This is a genomic window from Gilliamella sp. Pra-s60 (assembly GCF_009795755.1).
Classification (GTDB): Bacteria; Pseudomonadota; Gammaproteobacteria; order Enterobacterales; family Orbaceae; genus Gilliamella.
Genome location: NZ_WTFA01000001.1, coordinates 217,963 through 234,423 on the forward strand (window position 1 = coordinate 217,963; position 16,461 = coordinate 234,423).

The 16,461-nt window shown below is 32.8% G+C and carries 16 protein-coding genes and 2 tRNA genes; 3 read left to right on the forward strand and 15 right to left on the reverse strand.

Going from position 1 to position 16,461, the window contains the following annotated elements:
* Positions 1-346: 346 nt before the first annotated feature.
* The 14 genes from GQ596_RS01180 to GQ596_RS01245 form a co-directional block, all read right to left on the reverse strand.
* A tRNA-Gly gene (locus tag GQ596_RS01180) sits at positions 347-422 on the reverse strand.
* 18 nt (positions 423-440) lie between these two features.
* Positions 441-528, reverse strand: a tRNA-Leu gene (locus GQ596_RS01185).
* A gap of 208 nt (positions 529-736) precedes the next feature.
* Positions 737-1,291, reverse strand: coding sequence for a CDP-diacylglycerol--glycerol-3-phosphate 3-phosphatidyltransferase (gene pgsA / locus GQ596_RS01190; RefSeq protein ID WP_160399863.1), 555 nt, complete (start codon positions 1,289-1,291; stop codon positions 737-739).
* A 110-nt stretch (positions 1,292-1,401) separates the two neighbouring features.
* Positions 1,402-3,237 carry an excinuclease ABC subunit UvrC gene (gene uvrC / locus GQ596_RS01195; protein ID WP_160399864.1) on the reverse strand — a complete coding sequence of 612 codons (1,836 nt, stop codon included), beginning with the start codon at positions 3,235-3,237 and terminating at the stop codon, positions 1,402-1,404.
* 1 nt (position 3,238) lies between these two features.
* Positions 3,239-3,916: an arginine ABC transporter permease ArtM gene (gene artM, locus GQ596_RS01200; protein ID WP_160399865.1), complete on the reverse strand. Its 678-nt coding sequence runs from the start codon at positions 3,914-3,916 to the stop codon at positions 3,239-3,241.
* A gap of 12 nt (positions 3,917-3,928) precedes the next feature.
* Positions 3,929-4,657: an arginine ABC transporter permease ArtQ gene (artQ, locus tag GQ596_RS01205; protein WP_160399955.1), complete on the reverse strand. Its 729-nt coding sequence runs from the start codon at positions 4,655-4,657 to the stop codon at positions 3,929-3,931.
* A 144-nt stretch (positions 4,658-4,801) separates the two neighbouring features.
* Complete coding sequence (locus GQ596_RS01210; protein ID WP_160399866.1) at positions 4,802-5,536, reverse strand: transporter substrate-binding domain-containing protein; 735 nt, start codon at positions 5,534-5,536, stop codon at positions 4,802-4,804.
* Positions 5,537-5,559: 23 nt separating this feature from the next.
* Positions 5,560-6,288 carry an arginine ABC transporter ATP-binding protein ArtP gene (gene artP / locus GQ596_RS01215; protein ID WP_160399867.1) on the reverse strand — a complete coding sequence of 243 codons (729 nt, stop codon included), beginning with the start codon at positions 6,286-6,288 and terminating at the stop codon, positions 5,560-5,562.
* Positions 6,289-6,452: 164 nt separating this feature from the next.
* Positions 6,453-7,049, reverse strand: a complete 597-nt coding sequence (locus GQ596_RS01220; protein WP_202113716.1) for an ElyC/SanA/YdcF family protein — start codon at positions 7,047-7,049, stop codon at positions 6,453-6,455.
* 52 nt (positions 7,050-7,101) lie between these two features.
* Complete coding sequence (locus tag GQ596_RS01225; protein ID WP_160399869.1) at positions 7,102-7,791, reverse strand: CidB/LrgB family autolysis modulator; 690 nt, start codon at positions 7,789-7,791, stop codon at positions 7,102-7,104.
* On the reverse strand, positions 7,788-8,243 hold the full coding sequence (locus tag GQ596_RS01230) for a CidA/LrgA family protein (protein WP_160399870.1): 456 nt from the start codon (positions 8,241-8,243) through the stop codon (positions 7,788-7,790). Before GQ596_RS01230 ends, GQ596_RS01225 begins: the two co-directional genes overlap by 4 nt.
* A gap of 97 nt (positions 8,244-8,340) precedes the next feature.
* Positions 8,341-9,774, reverse strand: a complete 1,434-nt coding sequence (gene sbcB / locus GQ596_RS01235; RefSeq protein WP_160399871.1) for an exodeoxyribonuclease I — start codon at positions 9,772-9,774, stop codon at positions 8,341-8,343.
* A gap of 105 nt (positions 9,775-9,879) precedes the next feature.
* Positions 9,880-10,383, reverse strand: a complete 504-nt coding sequence (locus tag GQ596_RS01240) for an SCP2 domain-containing protein (protein ID WP_160399872.1) — start codon at positions 10,381-10,383, stop codon at positions 9,880-9,882.
* A complete protein-coding gene (locus GQ596_RS01245) occupies positions 10,384-12,012 on the reverse strand; it encodes a Na+/H+ antiporter (RefSeq protein ID WP_160399873.1) in 1,629 nt (542 codons plus the stop codon).
* A gap of 154 nt (positions 12,013-12,166) precedes the next feature.
* Here GQ596_RS01245 and recO point away from each other — a divergent pair, with 154 nt between their 5' ends.
* Complete coding sequence (gene recO, locus GQ596_RS01250) at positions 12,167-12,859, forward strand: DNA repair protein RecO (RefSeq protein WP_160399874.1); 693 nt, start codon at positions 12,167-12,169, stop codon at positions 12,857-12,859.
* A 36-nt stretch (positions 12,860-12,895) separates the two neighbouring features.
* On the opposite strand, the gene GQ596_RS01255 is transcribed toward recO, so the two are convergent.
* Entirely contained in the window at positions 12,896-13,351 is a 456-nt protein-coding gene (locus GQ596_RS01255) for a YaiI/YqxD family protein (RefSeq protein WP_160399875.1), read from the reverse strand.
* Between the two features lie 580 nt (positions 13,352-13,931).
* On the opposite strand from GQ596_RS01255, the gene thrS reads away from it, so the two are divergent.
* Both thrS and infC read left to right on the forward strand, forming a co-directional pair.
* The gene (gene thrS, locus GQ596_RS01260) at positions 13,932-15,857 is read left to right on the forward strand and encodes a threonine--tRNA ligase (RefSeq protein ID WP_160399876.1); all 1,926 of its coding nucleotides are present in this window, start codon (positions 13,932-13,934) and stop codon (positions 15,855-15,857) included.
* A 27-nt stretch (positions 15,858-15,884) separates the two neighbouring features.
* Entirely contained in the window at positions 15,885-16,424 is a 540-nt protein-coding gene (gene infC, locus GQ596_RS01265; protein ID WP_065587350.1) for a translation initiation factor IF-3, read from the forward strand.
* Positions 16,425-16,461 lie beyond the last annotated feature (37 nt).

The window sequence follows — 16,461 nt, forward strand, 5'->3', positions numbered from 1 at the left end:
ACCTATAAAAATATTTAGGAATGACATTGATTTTATTATTTTTTAAAATATATCATCTAAGGAATTCTGAATTGTTAATGTAAAATTCTTTGCACTTTTCAAAAGAGGAAAGATTAAATTTTATATTTCCTTTCCTACCAACCTGAAATGTAACCTCTGTTTTATGCTCAAAGGCATCATCGTTACCCCCAATTTGATTAAATTCATTAACAAAAGCATACAGCCCTAATGTGTCTAGATCGTTTTTGGGAAGAATGTTATTTTGTCGATATATTCGCCAGGAAAATTTTGTAGGAGTTTAGTGAGTTCATGATATTTAAAGTTTTTATATACTAAACTATGAAATTGGAGCGGGAAACGAGGTTCGAACTCGCGACCCCGACCTTGGCAAGGTCGTGCTCTACCAACTGAGCTATTCCCGCATGAGAGGCGTTTATTAGTGGTGCCCGGGGCGAGACTTGAACTCGCACGGCCAAAAAGGCCGAGGGATTTTAAATCCCTTGTGTCTACCGATTTCACCACCCGGGCTCAAAACAAATTACTAAAAGTAACTGCGCTTTGAATGGTGTGCATTTTACCTATCTTATCCTTGCAGTCAATAAAAATTTTAAATTAATTGTTTAATTGCTCAATGTTTGACTTATTTTATATTTAAAACAGATTATTTTTAATTTTATACAATAAAAAGTGTTATTTTTTAATTAAATACTTTATGTAAAAAATACTTTAAAAAAAGTTATTCTTCATCAAGTAGATCACTGTGTGCTATCCATAAATATTGTAACATTGATAATAAGGTTAAGAATGTTGCAATAAATAAGGCAGCAAGTCCTGCGTAAATGACCATATCACAAGGTCGCCAAAGCAGCCAAGTTAACGCTGTCATTTGTACAATTGTTTTGATTTTGCCAATTGATGAAACAGCAACACTGTTACGTTTACCAATTTCGGCCATCCATTCACGCAGAGCTGATATGATTATTTCACGAGAAACAATAATAATTGCAGGGATTGAGATCCACCACGCTTGGTAATATTGCGTAATTAAAACTAATGCAATCGTTACCATAATTTTGTCAGCGACGGGATCCAAAAAGGCACCAAACTTCGTAGTTTGACCTAAACGACGAGCAAGATAACCATCTAATACATCAGTCACTGCTGCAATTAAAAAAACTAATGCAGAAAAAAAACCAGACCATTCATAAGGAAATAAATAAAATGCCAACACAAAAAAAGGGATTAAAATAATTCGAAATAATGTTAAGGTTGTTGGAAAATTAATTTTCATGTGACATAAGCTCTTTTTTTTGCTTTATTAATCAATACATTAATGATTAGTAAAAAAATAGTATTTTATTGGCGTTTATGTTGCCTGAAATACATTATTTTTTCAATGTGCTATTGCTTTAAATTTAGGTAAATTTTTTCTGCTAATGACTTAGATATGCCTTGTACTTGTGCTATTTCGTCAACACTGGCATTTTTTAATCCTCTTAATCCGCCAAAATGTTTTAATAGTGCTTGACGTCTTTTAGAACCAATGCCTTCAATATGTTCTAGGGCACTGTCAGTAAGTTGTTTTGTCCCTTTTTTGCGTTGTCCAACAATAGCGTGATCGTGCGATGCATTACGAATTTGTTGAATGAGTAATAGCGCAGGGGAGTGATCATCAAGATAATATCCTATGCCATGGGCTTCAAAAAAGAGGGTTTCTAATCCTTCTTTACGATCAGCACCTTTAGCAACACCAATTAGTATAGGATGATTTTTGTTCCAATTTACCTCTAATTGTTCAAATACCTTTAGAGCTTGATTAAGTTGCCCTTTACCACCGTCGATAAAAATAATATCTGGAACTTTGCCATCAGGTAGATCTTTTTTACTATAACGGCGTGTTAAGACTTGTTTCATTGCGGCATAATCATCGCCAGGTGTGATGTCGGTAATATTATAACGACGAAATTCAGATTTAACTGGTCCTTTGTCGTCAAACACAACACAAGATGCAATGGTATTTTTGCCCATAAAGTGGCTGATATCAAAGCATTCCATTCGGTTAATTTTATCGATTCCCAAAAAAGATTTTAATGCGTCATATCTCTGTTTTATTGTTGAGTTTTCTAATAATTTATTTTTAACTTCAGTTTGAGCATTCACTGTTGCTATATTGAGTAATTTAAGATTATCTCCTTTAGGCTCATCAATTAGTTTAACTTGATGTTCTGCAATAAGTGACAGTGTATCTTCCATTGGTTGTTTATCTGATAACGAAAAATTGAGTAAAACTTTTCTAGGAATATTTCTATTCTGATTACCTTGTAGATAAAATTGACCTAAAAAAGTTTCTATAACTTCTTCTAGTTCTGTATTTGATGGTACTTTAGGAAAGTATGAGCGATGACCAAAAGTTTGTCCGTTACGAATAAATAGTACATAGATACAAGCTAAGCCTAACTCATAATGAAAACCGATGACATCAAGATTATCATTATTGTTGTATATCGCTTGTTTTTCATTAATGTGTTTTATTGCTTGAAGTTGATCACGCAAGATCGTTGCTTTTTCAAAGTTAAGTTCGCTACTAGCTTTTTGCATATCTTTAGTTATTTTTTGTAGTATTTGATCTGATTGACCAGATAAAAATAATCTAACATAGTTAACTTGTTCAAGGTAATCTTCATCACTGACTAAACCCGGCACACAAGGGCCTAGGCAACGTTTAATTTGGTATTGTAGACAAGGGCGTGTTCGATTGCGATAGGTTGAATTTAAGCACTGCCTTATCGGAAATGTTTTTTGTAATAAAGTTAATATTTGTTTTACTGCGTATCCACTTGGATAAGGCCCAAAAAACTCATCTTTTTTTCGATTTATCGCTCCCCGATAAAGTGAAAGTTGTGGATGAAGTTCTTTGCTTAGTTTTATAAATGGATAACTTTTATCATCTTTTAAAAGTACATTGTATCTAGGTTGATATTTTTTTATATAAGTTTGTTCAAGCAGCAATGCTTCTGTTTCGGTATTGGTAATTGTGAATTCGATACGATGGATATGGCTGACTAGCATATCCGTTTTTAATGTTTTTTTGCTGTTATTAAAGTAGCTTTTTAGTCGATTATTAAGATCTTTGGCCTTTCCCACATAAATAATCGTTTCTTTATCATTAAACATTTGATAAATACCCGGTTTATGTGGGACTGTTTTTAAAAAAGAATTTGAATCAAATTGGCTCATATTAGTTTTCGAAGGTGAGGGCTCTTTTCTCTATGATCCTCATAATGGTGCTAAGTAAGCCATTTATCAAGAGGTAAACTAAGCCTGCAACAACAAAAATAAAAAAATCATAATAATCACCATTTAATTTGTTGCTATATCCCATAATGTCCATCACGGGAATCATTGATGCTAATGCCGTACCTTTTACAACAAAGACTACCTCATTAGAGTAAGTCGAAAGAGCTCGTTTTAATGCATAAGGTAAAATAACTTTTAATGTTTGTTTTTTATCCATACCAAGTGCTTCACAAGCTTGCCACTGTCCTTTAGGTAAGGCCTTTAATGAACCATAAAAAATTTGAGTTGTATAGGCGGCACTGTTGAGTGTTAATGCTAGATAAGCACAAAACCAAGGTGATGAGATAAGTTCATAAAGTACGGGGACTTTGCTTAATGTATCACTAAATTGTGGTGGCCCATAATAAATTAAAAATAGTTGTACAAGTAGTGGGGAACCCGTAAATAAAATAATATATGTACGAATAGCTTTAGTTAAAGCATACGAATTTAGTGACAATAAACATGAAAAGATGATTGCGAGCAATCCAGCCGATAAAATTCCTAAAATTCCTAAGCTTAATGTATTAGGCAGACCTTGAAGTATGATTTTAAGGTAATAAATAAAAGTATCAAACATAATAAGACCTTACTAATTTTTTGCTGATGTTGGTTGTTCAAAATAGGTTGAACGTTTTTCAATTCGTGATATAACTTTTTGACTTAAAATTGAGATGATTAAATAGATAATCATTGCAATAAAATACCATAAAAAAGGTTGATTTGTTCGAGCTATAATTGCTTTTGTTTGCATCATTAAATCATTAATGGCAATAGCCGATACAAGTGCTGTATCTTTTAATAAAATCAGCCATTGATTACTTAATCCCGGTAATGCATGACGCCACATTTGAGGCATTATTATACGAAAAAATATGCGTGATTTGCTAAGTCCAAGTACTTGGGCTGCTTGCCACTGTCCATTTGAAATCGCTTTAAATGCACCACGCAGTGTTTGTGAGGCATAAACTGCATATAAAAGGGAAAGTGCAGCAACGCCACATAAAAAAGGGTTAATATTAAAATTTTGAATGTCTAGCTGTATTGTTAATGAGGTAAAGTAAAGGTTAATTGTAAAACCATCATTTAATAATATGAGTAACAACGGTAATCCGTTATAAATAGCGACAACAATTAATAGTTCAGGTAAAGCTCGAATCGTTAAATTAAAAAGTGACATTAACCATGCAACTGGTTTAATTGGAGATAATTCTAATAGCGTAAAAATAAAGGCAAAAAATATGCCTACCACTAATGATACTAAAGCTAATGATAATGTAATTGATGTCGCTTGTGCTAGTGGCAATATATATCCATCCATCAAAGATAGAATCCAATTTATTTTATTTGTTAGAAAGTCTGACATAAGAAAACCGTTGTTAAATTAACATTGTTTAATAAAAAATAAACTCGCCGCAAAGTATGCGGCGAGATCATAATGACGTCGATTTTTGCTATTTAATAACTATTTGTTAAACCATTTTTTATAAATAGCGTCTAATTCACCATTTGCTTTTAGTTTATCAAGAGCTTGGTTAAATTGATTCAACAATTGATCATTACCTTTGCGTACTGCTATACCTAAGCCTTCACCAAAAAATTCGTGATCGGTGATTTTGTCAGCTAATGGTACAATATCAGACTCTTTACCTAGCCATTCACCAGCAACAATTGAGCTTGAAACTATGGCATCAATTCGTTTTGCTTTTAAATCTAAAAAAGCAAATTGATAGCTATCGTAACTGACTTGTTTAACATCAGGGTATTTTTCACTTAGGTATTTTGGATAAGTTGTTCCTTTTTGAATACCAACACGTTTGCCTTTTAGTTGATCAAGGCTAGTTAAGGTATCTTTTAAAGTAACAAACTGGATTGAACTATCATCATAATAAATTTTTGTAAAATCAACTTGTTTTTGACGCTCAGGTGTCACATCAATTCCCGCTATTGCTGCATCAATTCGACGTGTTTTTAAGCTTGGAATTAAGCCATCAAAAGATTGATTAACAATTTTGCAAGAGGCTTTGATGTCTTCGCAAATTTTATTAATCACATCAATATCAAACCCAATAATTTCATTTTTTTCATTGGTAAATTCAAAAGGCGCATAAGTTGCTTCTGTGCCAATGGTTAATGTTTCTGTTGCTTGAGCAACAAAGGCTGTGCCTGCAAGAAAAATAGCGAGTAATGTTTTTTTCATATATCCACCCAATTTTATTTTAATTAATGTGACAAATAAGCTTTAAATTCTTCAGTTTTAGGATGAGTAAAACATTCAAGTTGCCCTTGCTCTATAATTTTACCTTGTTCCATATAAATTACTTGTGAAGCAACCTTGCGAGCAAAATCGACTTCATGAGTAACAATAATTTGCGTAATACCTGTCTGCGATAGTTCATTAATAATTTCAGCAACTTGTGAAGTAATAGCCGGATCTAATGCCGCTGTTGGCTCATCAAATAATAAGATTTTTGGCTCCATCATTAATGCTCTAGCTATTGCAACACGTTGTTGTTGTCCACCAGAAAGGTGGAGAGGGTAACGATGAGACATATCATTAATTTGTAGCCTTTCTAATATAGCCATTGCTTTATCACTTGCTTCTTTTTTTGATAGTTTTAATACTTGGCAAGGTGCTTCAATCAAATTTTCTAGTACGGTTAAGTGCGGCCACAAATTATAATTTTGAAAAACCATACCAACATGTTTTCTTAATAATCTAACTTTTGATTCATTGATTTTTTTTGAAAAATCAAAATATGAGTTAGCAATAGTCATGCTGCCTGATGTTGGAATTTCAAGTAAATTAAATACTTTTAATAAAGAGCTTTTACCTGCTCCACTTTGACCTAGTAATACAATAGTTTCACCTAGTGGATAGCAGAGTGAAACATCATTTAATGCCTGATGCTCACCATAAAAGCAGTTAATATGACTTAATTCAATGTTCATTGTTAATTAAATATTTTGTATAACGATAAATTTGACTAAATATTACTTTTTTTTGCATAAAAATGCAATCTAATTTATTAGACTATTGCGTTTTTATTTTGTTCTTATACAAAAGTCATAGCTTTCCTGAAACTTTTCGACAAAATTTTTATTATTAATAATAGTTATTGAGAATTGGATAGGATTGGAATAACAGGACCAAGATATTTAGGTTCTTTTTTTAGAATATAAAGATCAATAAAAGCACTAACTCGCGCAAACATTTCTCGGATTCGAACTAACTTCATGCTTTTAGGGGAAGGTACTGCAAAGCATTGTGCTTGTATACCTTGAGCAAGCGCAATGAAAATTGCTCTTTCGCAATGAAACTCTTGAGTGATGATGGTAAAATCATTCGCATCAAATACTTTATTGGCCCGAACAACTGAATCAAGGGTTCTAAAACCTGCATAATCTAAAACAATTGAGTCACTAGGGATACCAGCCTTTATTAAATCTTTTTTCATTGTAATGGGTTCGTTGTAGCTCAAAAGAGCGTTATCTCCACTAAGTAAAAGATAATTAACTTTACCTTGCCAATAAAGCTCAATTGCTCCATTAATTCGATTTTGGTAAAACCCATTTATAACACCGTTGCGAACATATTTTGATGTACCAAGTACAACACCAATCTCTCTATAGGGAAGTTTATTTTCATCATGGTAGATATAAGGTGCTGTTTTATAACTAATCCAATAATCTAAACTGACAATTACTGCCATCAAAAAAAAACAGAAGCTAGCAATATAAGCAATAATTTTTTTAAATTTCATGCTAAAACCAGTTAAAAATAAAAACCATTATTGGAAATAAAAACGGAGCTGTCAATGACGTTATAATACCACATAAAACTAATGATAATGAACTATATGCTCCTTCATTATAGTCCATCTCAATGCAACGCGCAGTACCGACTGCGTGTGAAACAGCGCCAATGGATAATCCTCTTGCTGGAGCCGATTTTATTTTTACTAGATTTAATATCTGGTGTCCAAATATACCGCCAAGTATTCCAACAAGTATTACACATAATGCTGCTATAGATGGAACTCCACCTTGGTTACTTGCAATTGTTACCGCAATAGCTGTAGTGACTGATTTTGGTAATACTGATGCGGCAATTTCGTTATTTCCACCTAGCCAAAATACAATGCAAACTCCGGTTATCATTGATGCAAGTGAAGCTGTTAGCGTAATAATCATTATTGATTTCCATCTAGCTTTGATCTGTGGAATAAGTTCATATAAAGGGTAGGCAAGGGCAACAACAGAATAAGGTAATAAGTCATTAATAATTTTCACATTATTAACATATTGAGTGTAATTTGTTTTGGTTATTAGTAAAATTGGAATTAAAACAATAACTGTAATCACTAAAGGATTAAATAATGGATTTTTTATTTTAAATGACATTTTTCGAACAATGAGAAAAACACAAAGCGTTAATGGTAACATCCATATCATGGCTGATTATCCTCATTTTTTGGTGGTACAGTTGGATCTTTATTTACTGTTTTATGGAAATGTTCTGTTAAAAAAGCAGTAAAAAGCAGCACAATTAGAGTACCGCCAACACTGCCAAATATAATTGGTACCCAATTTTGCAATAAAAGTGAATAATTATCCATAATCCCCATCGCTGCAGGAACAAAAAGTAATGTCATGTAGCGCATAAAAAGATTACAACTATTTTTTATCCAATAAGTGGGTATTAATTGAAAAGCCAGTAAAAAAAATAAAATTAACAATCCAATAATACTACCTGGAATTATTATTGGTAATAATTTAGAGATTATATTACCTACCCATAAACAAAGTGTTAAAACAAGAAGACCTCGACCATAACTAAAAGTAGTATAGTATAAAGAATATAGTCGATGTTTAATTGTGGCGTGCTTGGCTAAAAAATGTTTCATAATATAAATGCTAATTATCTTAATCTTTAATTATGATGATTATCCCTATGGTTAGGATGAAATATATTTGTTTATATCATACGCTCGCTAAAATTAATTATCCAACTAAATAATGACAATAGTTATAAAGCTGTTTAATTATTGCTAGTTTTTTGGGGTGCTGAATATACTTTTCAGTAAGTTGTTCTAATGTTAATAAATAATCTTGTACTTTTAATGTATTAAGTTTGTCACGGCAATGATCTAGCCATATTAGTTGTTCTTGTTCAGTTAATGTTTGTGGATAATTTCGTGCTTTGTATCTGAAAAATAGAGGGGCTAAGCGAGAATCATCAAATGTTAATGATAAAGTATCTAATAAATTAGCAGGTGTTGTTCGAATTGTTTCGCAACGTAAACTGTCTTGTTTATTTAAAAATCCATTATATATTTGGGCATCAACATCAGGATGGGTAGAGTAATTTTCATTTATTGCAAATAATTCTGCCATTTTATTTTGTAGTGTTTTTTGATGCTGGAATAATTTTTGTTGCTTGATTAAACAAAGATCTACATCAATATTAAACCTTTTGCTATTTTGTGATAATAATGTTTTTATTGGAGCAACAATAGGACATTTATTAATATGAATTAACTTTAAAGGAATTCGTGATTCATTAAACTCAAGATTTTCTGTTTTGGTATAGAGCTTTTCTTTAATCTTTTCTACAGGTAAATCAATAATTGAATCAATATCACCCATTAAGTCACAAACAATCACTGCGTTATTTTGTAATGGATGCCAAGCAATTGGGCAAACTAATGACATATTGCCACGATAGTTACCAAGCATGCCTGATACGTGAACAATAGGTGTCATGTTGACGGTATTAATAAGTTCTGCAACTCTATTTTTATTGCGTAATGTAAAAAAATAATTGAAAAGCTTAGGTTGTTTTTCTTTTATTAATTTGGCTATTGCTATAGTTGCATAAACATCAGACATAGCATCATGCGCATGTTCATGTTCAATGTTATTCGCCTTTGATAAATGTTCTAAGCGAAAGCTTGGCTGGTCTTCATTATTTATTGGCCAATTAATACCTTCTGGCCTAAGTGCATAACAAGCACGAACGACATCAAGAAGGTCCCATCTGGAATTTCCGTTTTTCCAACTATAGGCATAAGGATCATAAAAATTGCGATACAAAATATTTCGCGTTACTTCATCATCAAAGCGAATATTGTTGTAACCTAAAATACATGTATTGGGCACACTAAATGCTTGATGGATTAAACGAGTAAATTCCGCTTCACAAAGGCCTTTTTGGTTTGCTTCTTGGGGGGTAATTCCTGTAATTAATGCTGCTTCAGGATTTGGCAGGTAATCTTGAGATTGTGAACAATATATAACCAATGGTTCTTCAATAATATTAAAATCTTCATCAGTTCGAACTCCGGCAAATTGAACAGGTCTGTCTAGAGCTGGGTTGACACCAAAGGTTTCATAATCATGAAAGTAAAAACTTGGCTGTTCTTGGTTATTTTTCATTGTGCTTCTTTGCTCGTAATTATTTTACTATATTAGATTTTTTATTACAGATATAGTACCGATAAGATCTTATCTAAATGTTAAATCAGAGAAGATCTTTTTAAATTAATTGGTAGGTGCGCTTTCAATGATGTTTGCAAGCTTTTCAAGCGTTAGTCTTAAAAATTTAGGCATGTTATCTAATTCTATTGAATCCATTAGATTTTTAACGTAAAGACCTAATTCAGTATCTCCTTCAACAATTAAGCGACGTTGAAAAAATAGGGTATCAGGATCTTGTCGTCTGGTTGCTATCATAATTAAATCATTAGCATTACCAATAAAACTCACATCGGGAATTTCTTCTCGACTCACAACTAATTTATTGTTGATTAGGCTAACAAACCAGATAAGTCCTAGATCGGTAACTGCTATTTTAAGCCAACGGTTTTCTAAAAAATCAAGATCGCCATCTTCTAGAGAATGTTTAAATTGTAATTGTAATAATTGCTCAATAACCTGTTTTTTTAAGTTAAATGGAATACAACGTAAAGTAAGCCCCAATGCTTGTGGGGCTTTATTCACAAATGCTGAATGTATCTTTCCTAGAAACTGATGATTTTCTATCATTTATACATCTCCAGAAATCATTTTTTCATAAATATCTAAGTCAGTATTTAAATGCTCAAAAACCTCTTCACTAACTTCATTACGAACTTTCATTTGTAAAAGGGCTGTTCGTTCTGCACCTATAGCGACTAAACGCATACGTCTTTCTAAATTTTCTGCCTCAAGTGCTTTCTGTTCTAAATCTTTAAGTCCCGTTCTACGTCGTAATGAGCCAATAACACGTGATCCAACTTCATGAATAATTTCTTGATCCATTCTGTCTTCAGCTGTTTCTTGGAGTAAATTATTTTGCATTTTTTCTAGGCTAATAATTGCCTCTTCGGCCATATGACCTTTCACTGTCAAAATTTCATTATCTTGTTCTGAGTTATCTAAAATAACACTACCTCGTAATAAAATAGGTAAGACGATTACTGCTACAATTAACGAAATTAGAATGATTCCTGTTGCAATAAAAACAAGTTGATATCGACCGGCAATTGTCATTGGAATAGATAATACACCAGCTAAAGTAATAGCACCTCGAACCCCAGCAAATGTTGAAATAAGTAGATCTCGATTGGAATATGATCTAAATGCAAGAGGTCGTTTTGTTCCAAATGGCATTGTTGGCATATGTTTCATCGCCCATAACCAAGCAAAGCGTGTTCCCATTAATACTGCAAAAACAAATATAACAATTAAACATAATTGCCATACTTCAATTGATGTATCGGTTTGGTTTTCGGTAAAGGTATTACTCAAAATTTTTGGTAACTGAATACCTAATAAGACAAAGACAAATCCATTAAACACAAAAGTTAACATTGACCAAGTGCTATCTGATTGTAAACGTGTAGTTAATGGTGCATTTCGCATCATACCAGAATGATTTACGGTCATACCTGCACTTACTGCAGCTAAAATACCTGAGCAATGACATTCTTCTGCAATAATATAAGCTGCGAAAGGAAGTAGGAATAATAGTACAATTTGAATTGCAGGATCATTGTGGGTCAATTGATTTATTTTACGTAAGATACGAGCATATAACCAAGTAAATATAACACCAATCGCTAAACCACCAATCGCAACAACAAAAAATGTAACACTAATTTGTAATAGATCAAACTGCAATAATCCGGCTGCGATTGCAATGGCAAAATTTAATGAAACAAGGCCAGAAGCATCGTTCATTAAAGCCTCTCCTTCAATGATTTCCATCTTTTCTTTTTCAATACGGCCTTTACCGACAATACCACTTAATGCTACGGCATCAGTTGGAGATAGTACAGCCGCTAGAGCTAATCCTGCTGCTAATTCAACTTTTGGCAATATCCAATGAAGAATATAACCTAATGCAATAATGGAGATAACAACTAATACTAGAGCTAGTCCAACAATTTCTCTACCATTATAGATGAAGTCCTTTACCGATGTTTTGCGTCCATCAGCAAAAAGTAAAGGAGGAATAAATAAAACAAGAAATAATTTAGGATCAAATTCCACATAAACGTTAAATGCAGCCAATATGCAACCTAATAATATTTGCATCAGAGGCAGTGGAATTTGAATTGGTAACATTTTAACAACGACACCAGAAAGTGATACAATTAATACTAGAAGTAAAATTATTGAAAAAAGTTCCATAGCTTGTCTTTTATTTATCCTATAATCCTATTGTTTGCATTGATTATATCGGATCTTTCGGTAAATTTCAGGTGAAAATTTCATAGAATGATTTAAATTTTGGTCAAATACAATTATTAATAAAAAAACGTGATGTAATTAAAAGGCATTATGAATGGAAAATTGGCAAAGAGCATTTATACTACATACTCGTTCTTATACAGAAAGTAGTTTATTAGCCGATCTGTTTGTTGAAAATATAGGTAAAGTCACTGTTTTGGCAAAAGGTGCTAGACGTAAGAGTTCTTCATTGAAAGGGATACTGCAACCTTTTACGCCATTAATTGTTCAATATTCAGGGCAAGGAAACATCAAAACGTTGAGGAAAGTTGAAGCTATATCTCTTGCATTGCCGTTGGTTTCTGTTTTCTTATATAGTGCATTTTATTTAAATGAGTTATTACATCGAGTTTTAGTTGCGGAAACTGAAATTCCTACTCTTTTTGATGACTATTTAAAAAGTTTACAGCAATTAGCTCAACAAATACCTGCAGAAAATGTATTGCGAGCATTTGAATTATCATTGTTAGAAAACTTAGGTTATCATGTTGATTTTTTTCATTGTTATGTTACTGGTGATGATGTTTTTGAATCTATGCATTATCAATATCAATTTGAAAAAGGTTTTATGAGTAGTTTATTACAAAATAGTACTAGTTTTACTGGTGAACAGGTTCTGGCTTTAGGAAAACGTCAATTTAATAATGAAGATACACTAAAAGCCGCTAAGCGTTTTACCCGAATGGCGTTGAAACCTTATGTTGGCACAAAACCTTTTAAAAGCAGAGAACTATTTTTAAAACTTTAGTTTTGTCAATTTTTAAAAAATTGTGTAATAAAATAGTTAAATTTTTTTGGATATTTGATTAAGTAATATATCAAGCTGATTTGCAAATTTTTGTCGGTCTCTGCTGGCAAACGTAGTTGGCCCTTTAGACTGTATTCCACTGGCACGCATGGTTTCCATAAAATCGCGTATGGTTAATCGTTCTTTTATTGTATCAAGCGTATATTTTTCCCCTCGAGGCGTAAGCACAAAAGCACCTTTATTTAAAACATCTGCAGCAAGTGGAATGTCAGATGTAATAACTAAATCGTTTATTTTAACTAATTCAATAATTTTATTATCAGCAATATCGAATCCTTTTTCTACTTGTAAAGCTCTAATGTAAGGTGAAAAAGGGATAGTTAACCGCTGGTTAGCAACTAATGTTGTATTAACCGCTTTGCGATTAGCTACTCGATATAAAATTTCTTTAATTGGGGCAGGGCATGCATCTGCATCAATCCAAATATTCATAGTAATTATGTATCATTAATATGTATAAAAAACACTCTACTCATATTCCATTCATGGTTAAAATAATCCACTAAAAACGCATAAAATATTATTCCAAAAACGGATTTATATGGTTTACCAGTATTATAAAAGTGAATAAATTTTTTGTGTTTTTGCTTTCTATTTTTTGAGTTACTAAATATCTTTTGATTATGCCATATCTCAATTAAAAGTACATATCACTCTTTTCTGTTTCTTAATTGCCAAACGGTATGGATTTCTGAATATTTTTTACAAGAAAAACAATCATAAAAAATGAACGGTTGCGTAAATATTTCATTAGGAGCATAAAAATCAAGTATAGAATTACGTTACCAACTTAGCCATTTCTTAAATAAATATAAGCAACGTGAGTAATTTCTATATTTGTAAAATGTTTCAAGTAACTATATATTTTACTTTACGTTTCTAAATTTATTTAGAACGGTATTGAAATGATTTTTTTATTTAAAATCTTGATGATAAGTGATAATATACTCGATCTATTTTTTATGTATGCAAGTGCGCTTTCGTGTGGCGCACCACTGTTTAAGGATTTATTATGCCAATAATTACTCTTCCTGACGGAAGTCAACGTCAATTTGATAAACCTGTTACCATTTTAGAAGTCGCACAAAGTATAGGTGCGGGGCTAGCAAAAGCTTGTATAGCTGGACGTGTAAATGGTGAACGTAAAGATGCTTGTGATGTCATTACTGAAGATGCATCTTTAGCTATTATTACAGCTAAAGATGATGATGGGCTTGAAATTATTCGTCATTCTTGTGCGCATTTACTAGGGCATGCTATTAAACAATTATGGCCTGATGTACAAATGGCAATTGGTCCAACTATTGACAATGGTTTTTATTATGATGTCGATTTAGAACATTCATTAACGCAGGAAGATATTGATGCATTAGAAAGGCGTATGCTTGAGCTTGCAAAGAAAAACTACGATGTAAAAAAAGAAATTGTTAGTTGGGAACAAGCAAGAGAAATTTTTTGGAATCGTCATGAACCTTATAAAATTGCAATTTTAGATGAAAATATCCCTAAGGATGCAACGCCAGCACTTTATCATCATGAAGAGTATATTGATATGTGTCGTGGACCGCATGTACCAAATATGCGTTTTTGCCATCATTTTAAATTACAAAAAGTCGCTGGTGCTTATTGGCGTGGTGACAGTGATAATAAAATGTTACAACGCATTTATGGAACTGCATGGGCAGACAAAAAACAACTGGATAGTTATTTACAATTTCTTGAAGAAGCCGCTAAACGAGATCATCGTAAAATAGGTAAACAGCTTGATCTTTATCATATGCAAGAAGAAGCACCTGGCATGGTGTTTTGGCATAATGATGGTTGGATAATTTTCCGTGAACTAGAGGTTTTTGTTCGTACAAAGTTAAAGGAATATGATTATCAAGAAGTGAAAGGTCCATTTATGATGGATCGTATTTTGTGGGAAAAAACAGGACATTGGGGTAACTACAAAGAATTAATGTTTGTAACATCTTCAGAAAACCGCGAATATTGCATTAAACCAATGAACTGCCCAGGACATGTACAGATTTTTAATCAAGGGTTAAAATCTTATCGTGATTTACCATTACGTATGGCAGAATTTGGTAGTTGTCATCGAAATGAGCCTTCAGGATCTTTACATGGCCTAATGCGGGTTCGTGGTTTTACTCAAGATGATGCCCATATTTTTTGTACTGAAAGTCAAATTCGCAGTGAAGTGAATAGTTGTATCAAAATGGTTTATGATACTTATAGTACTTTTGGTTTTACCGATATTACGGTCAAACTGTCGACTCGCCCTGAAAAGAGAATTGGTAAAGATGAAACATGGGATTTAGCAGAAAAAGATTTAGCTGAATGTTTAACTGAAAATGGTATCAAATTTGAATATCTACCAGGTGAAGGGGCTTTTTATGGGCCAAAAATTGAGTTTACATTACACGACTGTTTAGGTCGTGCATGGCAGTGTGGTACAGTTCAGCTTGATTTTATGTTACCTGAACGTTTGGATGCGACTTATGTTGGTGAGGATAATGAACGTCATACCCCTGTTATGATTCATAGAGCTATTTTAGGATCAATGGAACGTTTTATGGGTATATTGACTGAAAACTGTGCTGGTTTTTTCCCTACATGGCTTTCTCCACTACAAGTTGTTGTGATCAATATTACTGATAATCAAGCCGAATATGCCAAACAATTATCCGAACAATTACAAAAAGTTGGTATTAGAGCAAAAGCGGACTTGAGAAATGAGAAAATTGGGTTTAAAATTCGCGAGCATACATTGAAACGAGTTCCATATATGTTTGTCTGTGGAGATAAAGAAATGGAATCGGGTACTATTTCAGTTCGAACGCGCCAAGGTAAAGATCTTGGTAGCTTTGAAGTGAAACATGTTATAGAATTGTTGCTTAACGAAATTCATAGTCGTTCATTAGAACAAATGAATTAATGATAAATTAATTTGGAGGAATGAGATATTAAAGTCAGTAAACGAATTCAGTCAACACGCGCGCATAAAATTAACGATGAAATTACTGCTCGCGAGGTGAGGTTAACCGGCGTCGATGGTGAGCAGCTCGGTATTGTAAGCTTAGACGAAGCTTTAAAACAAGCGGAAGAAGCAACTCTTGATTTAGTTGAAATAAGCCCTAATGCAGAGCCACCTGTTTGTCGAATTATGGATTATGGCAAATTCCTCTATGAAAAGAGTAAAGCAACAAAAGAGCAAAAGAAAAAGCAAAAGGTTGTTCAGGTTAAGGAAATTAAATTCCGACCTGGTACAGATGAAGGCGATTATCAGGTAAAACTCCGCAGCCTGATTCGCTTTCTTGAAGATGGCGATAAAGCTAAAGTCACGTTACGTTTTCGTGGTCGTGAAATGGCTCACCAACAGTTGGGTTCTGAAATGCTAGATCGCATTAAAGAGGACCTAGCTGATTTGGCTATCATTGAATCTTATCCAACTAAGATCGAAGGTCGTCAAATGATAATGGTACTTGCGCCAAAGAAAAAATAATGGTTTTACAAGCTAACTTTTAATTTATTAAAACTTA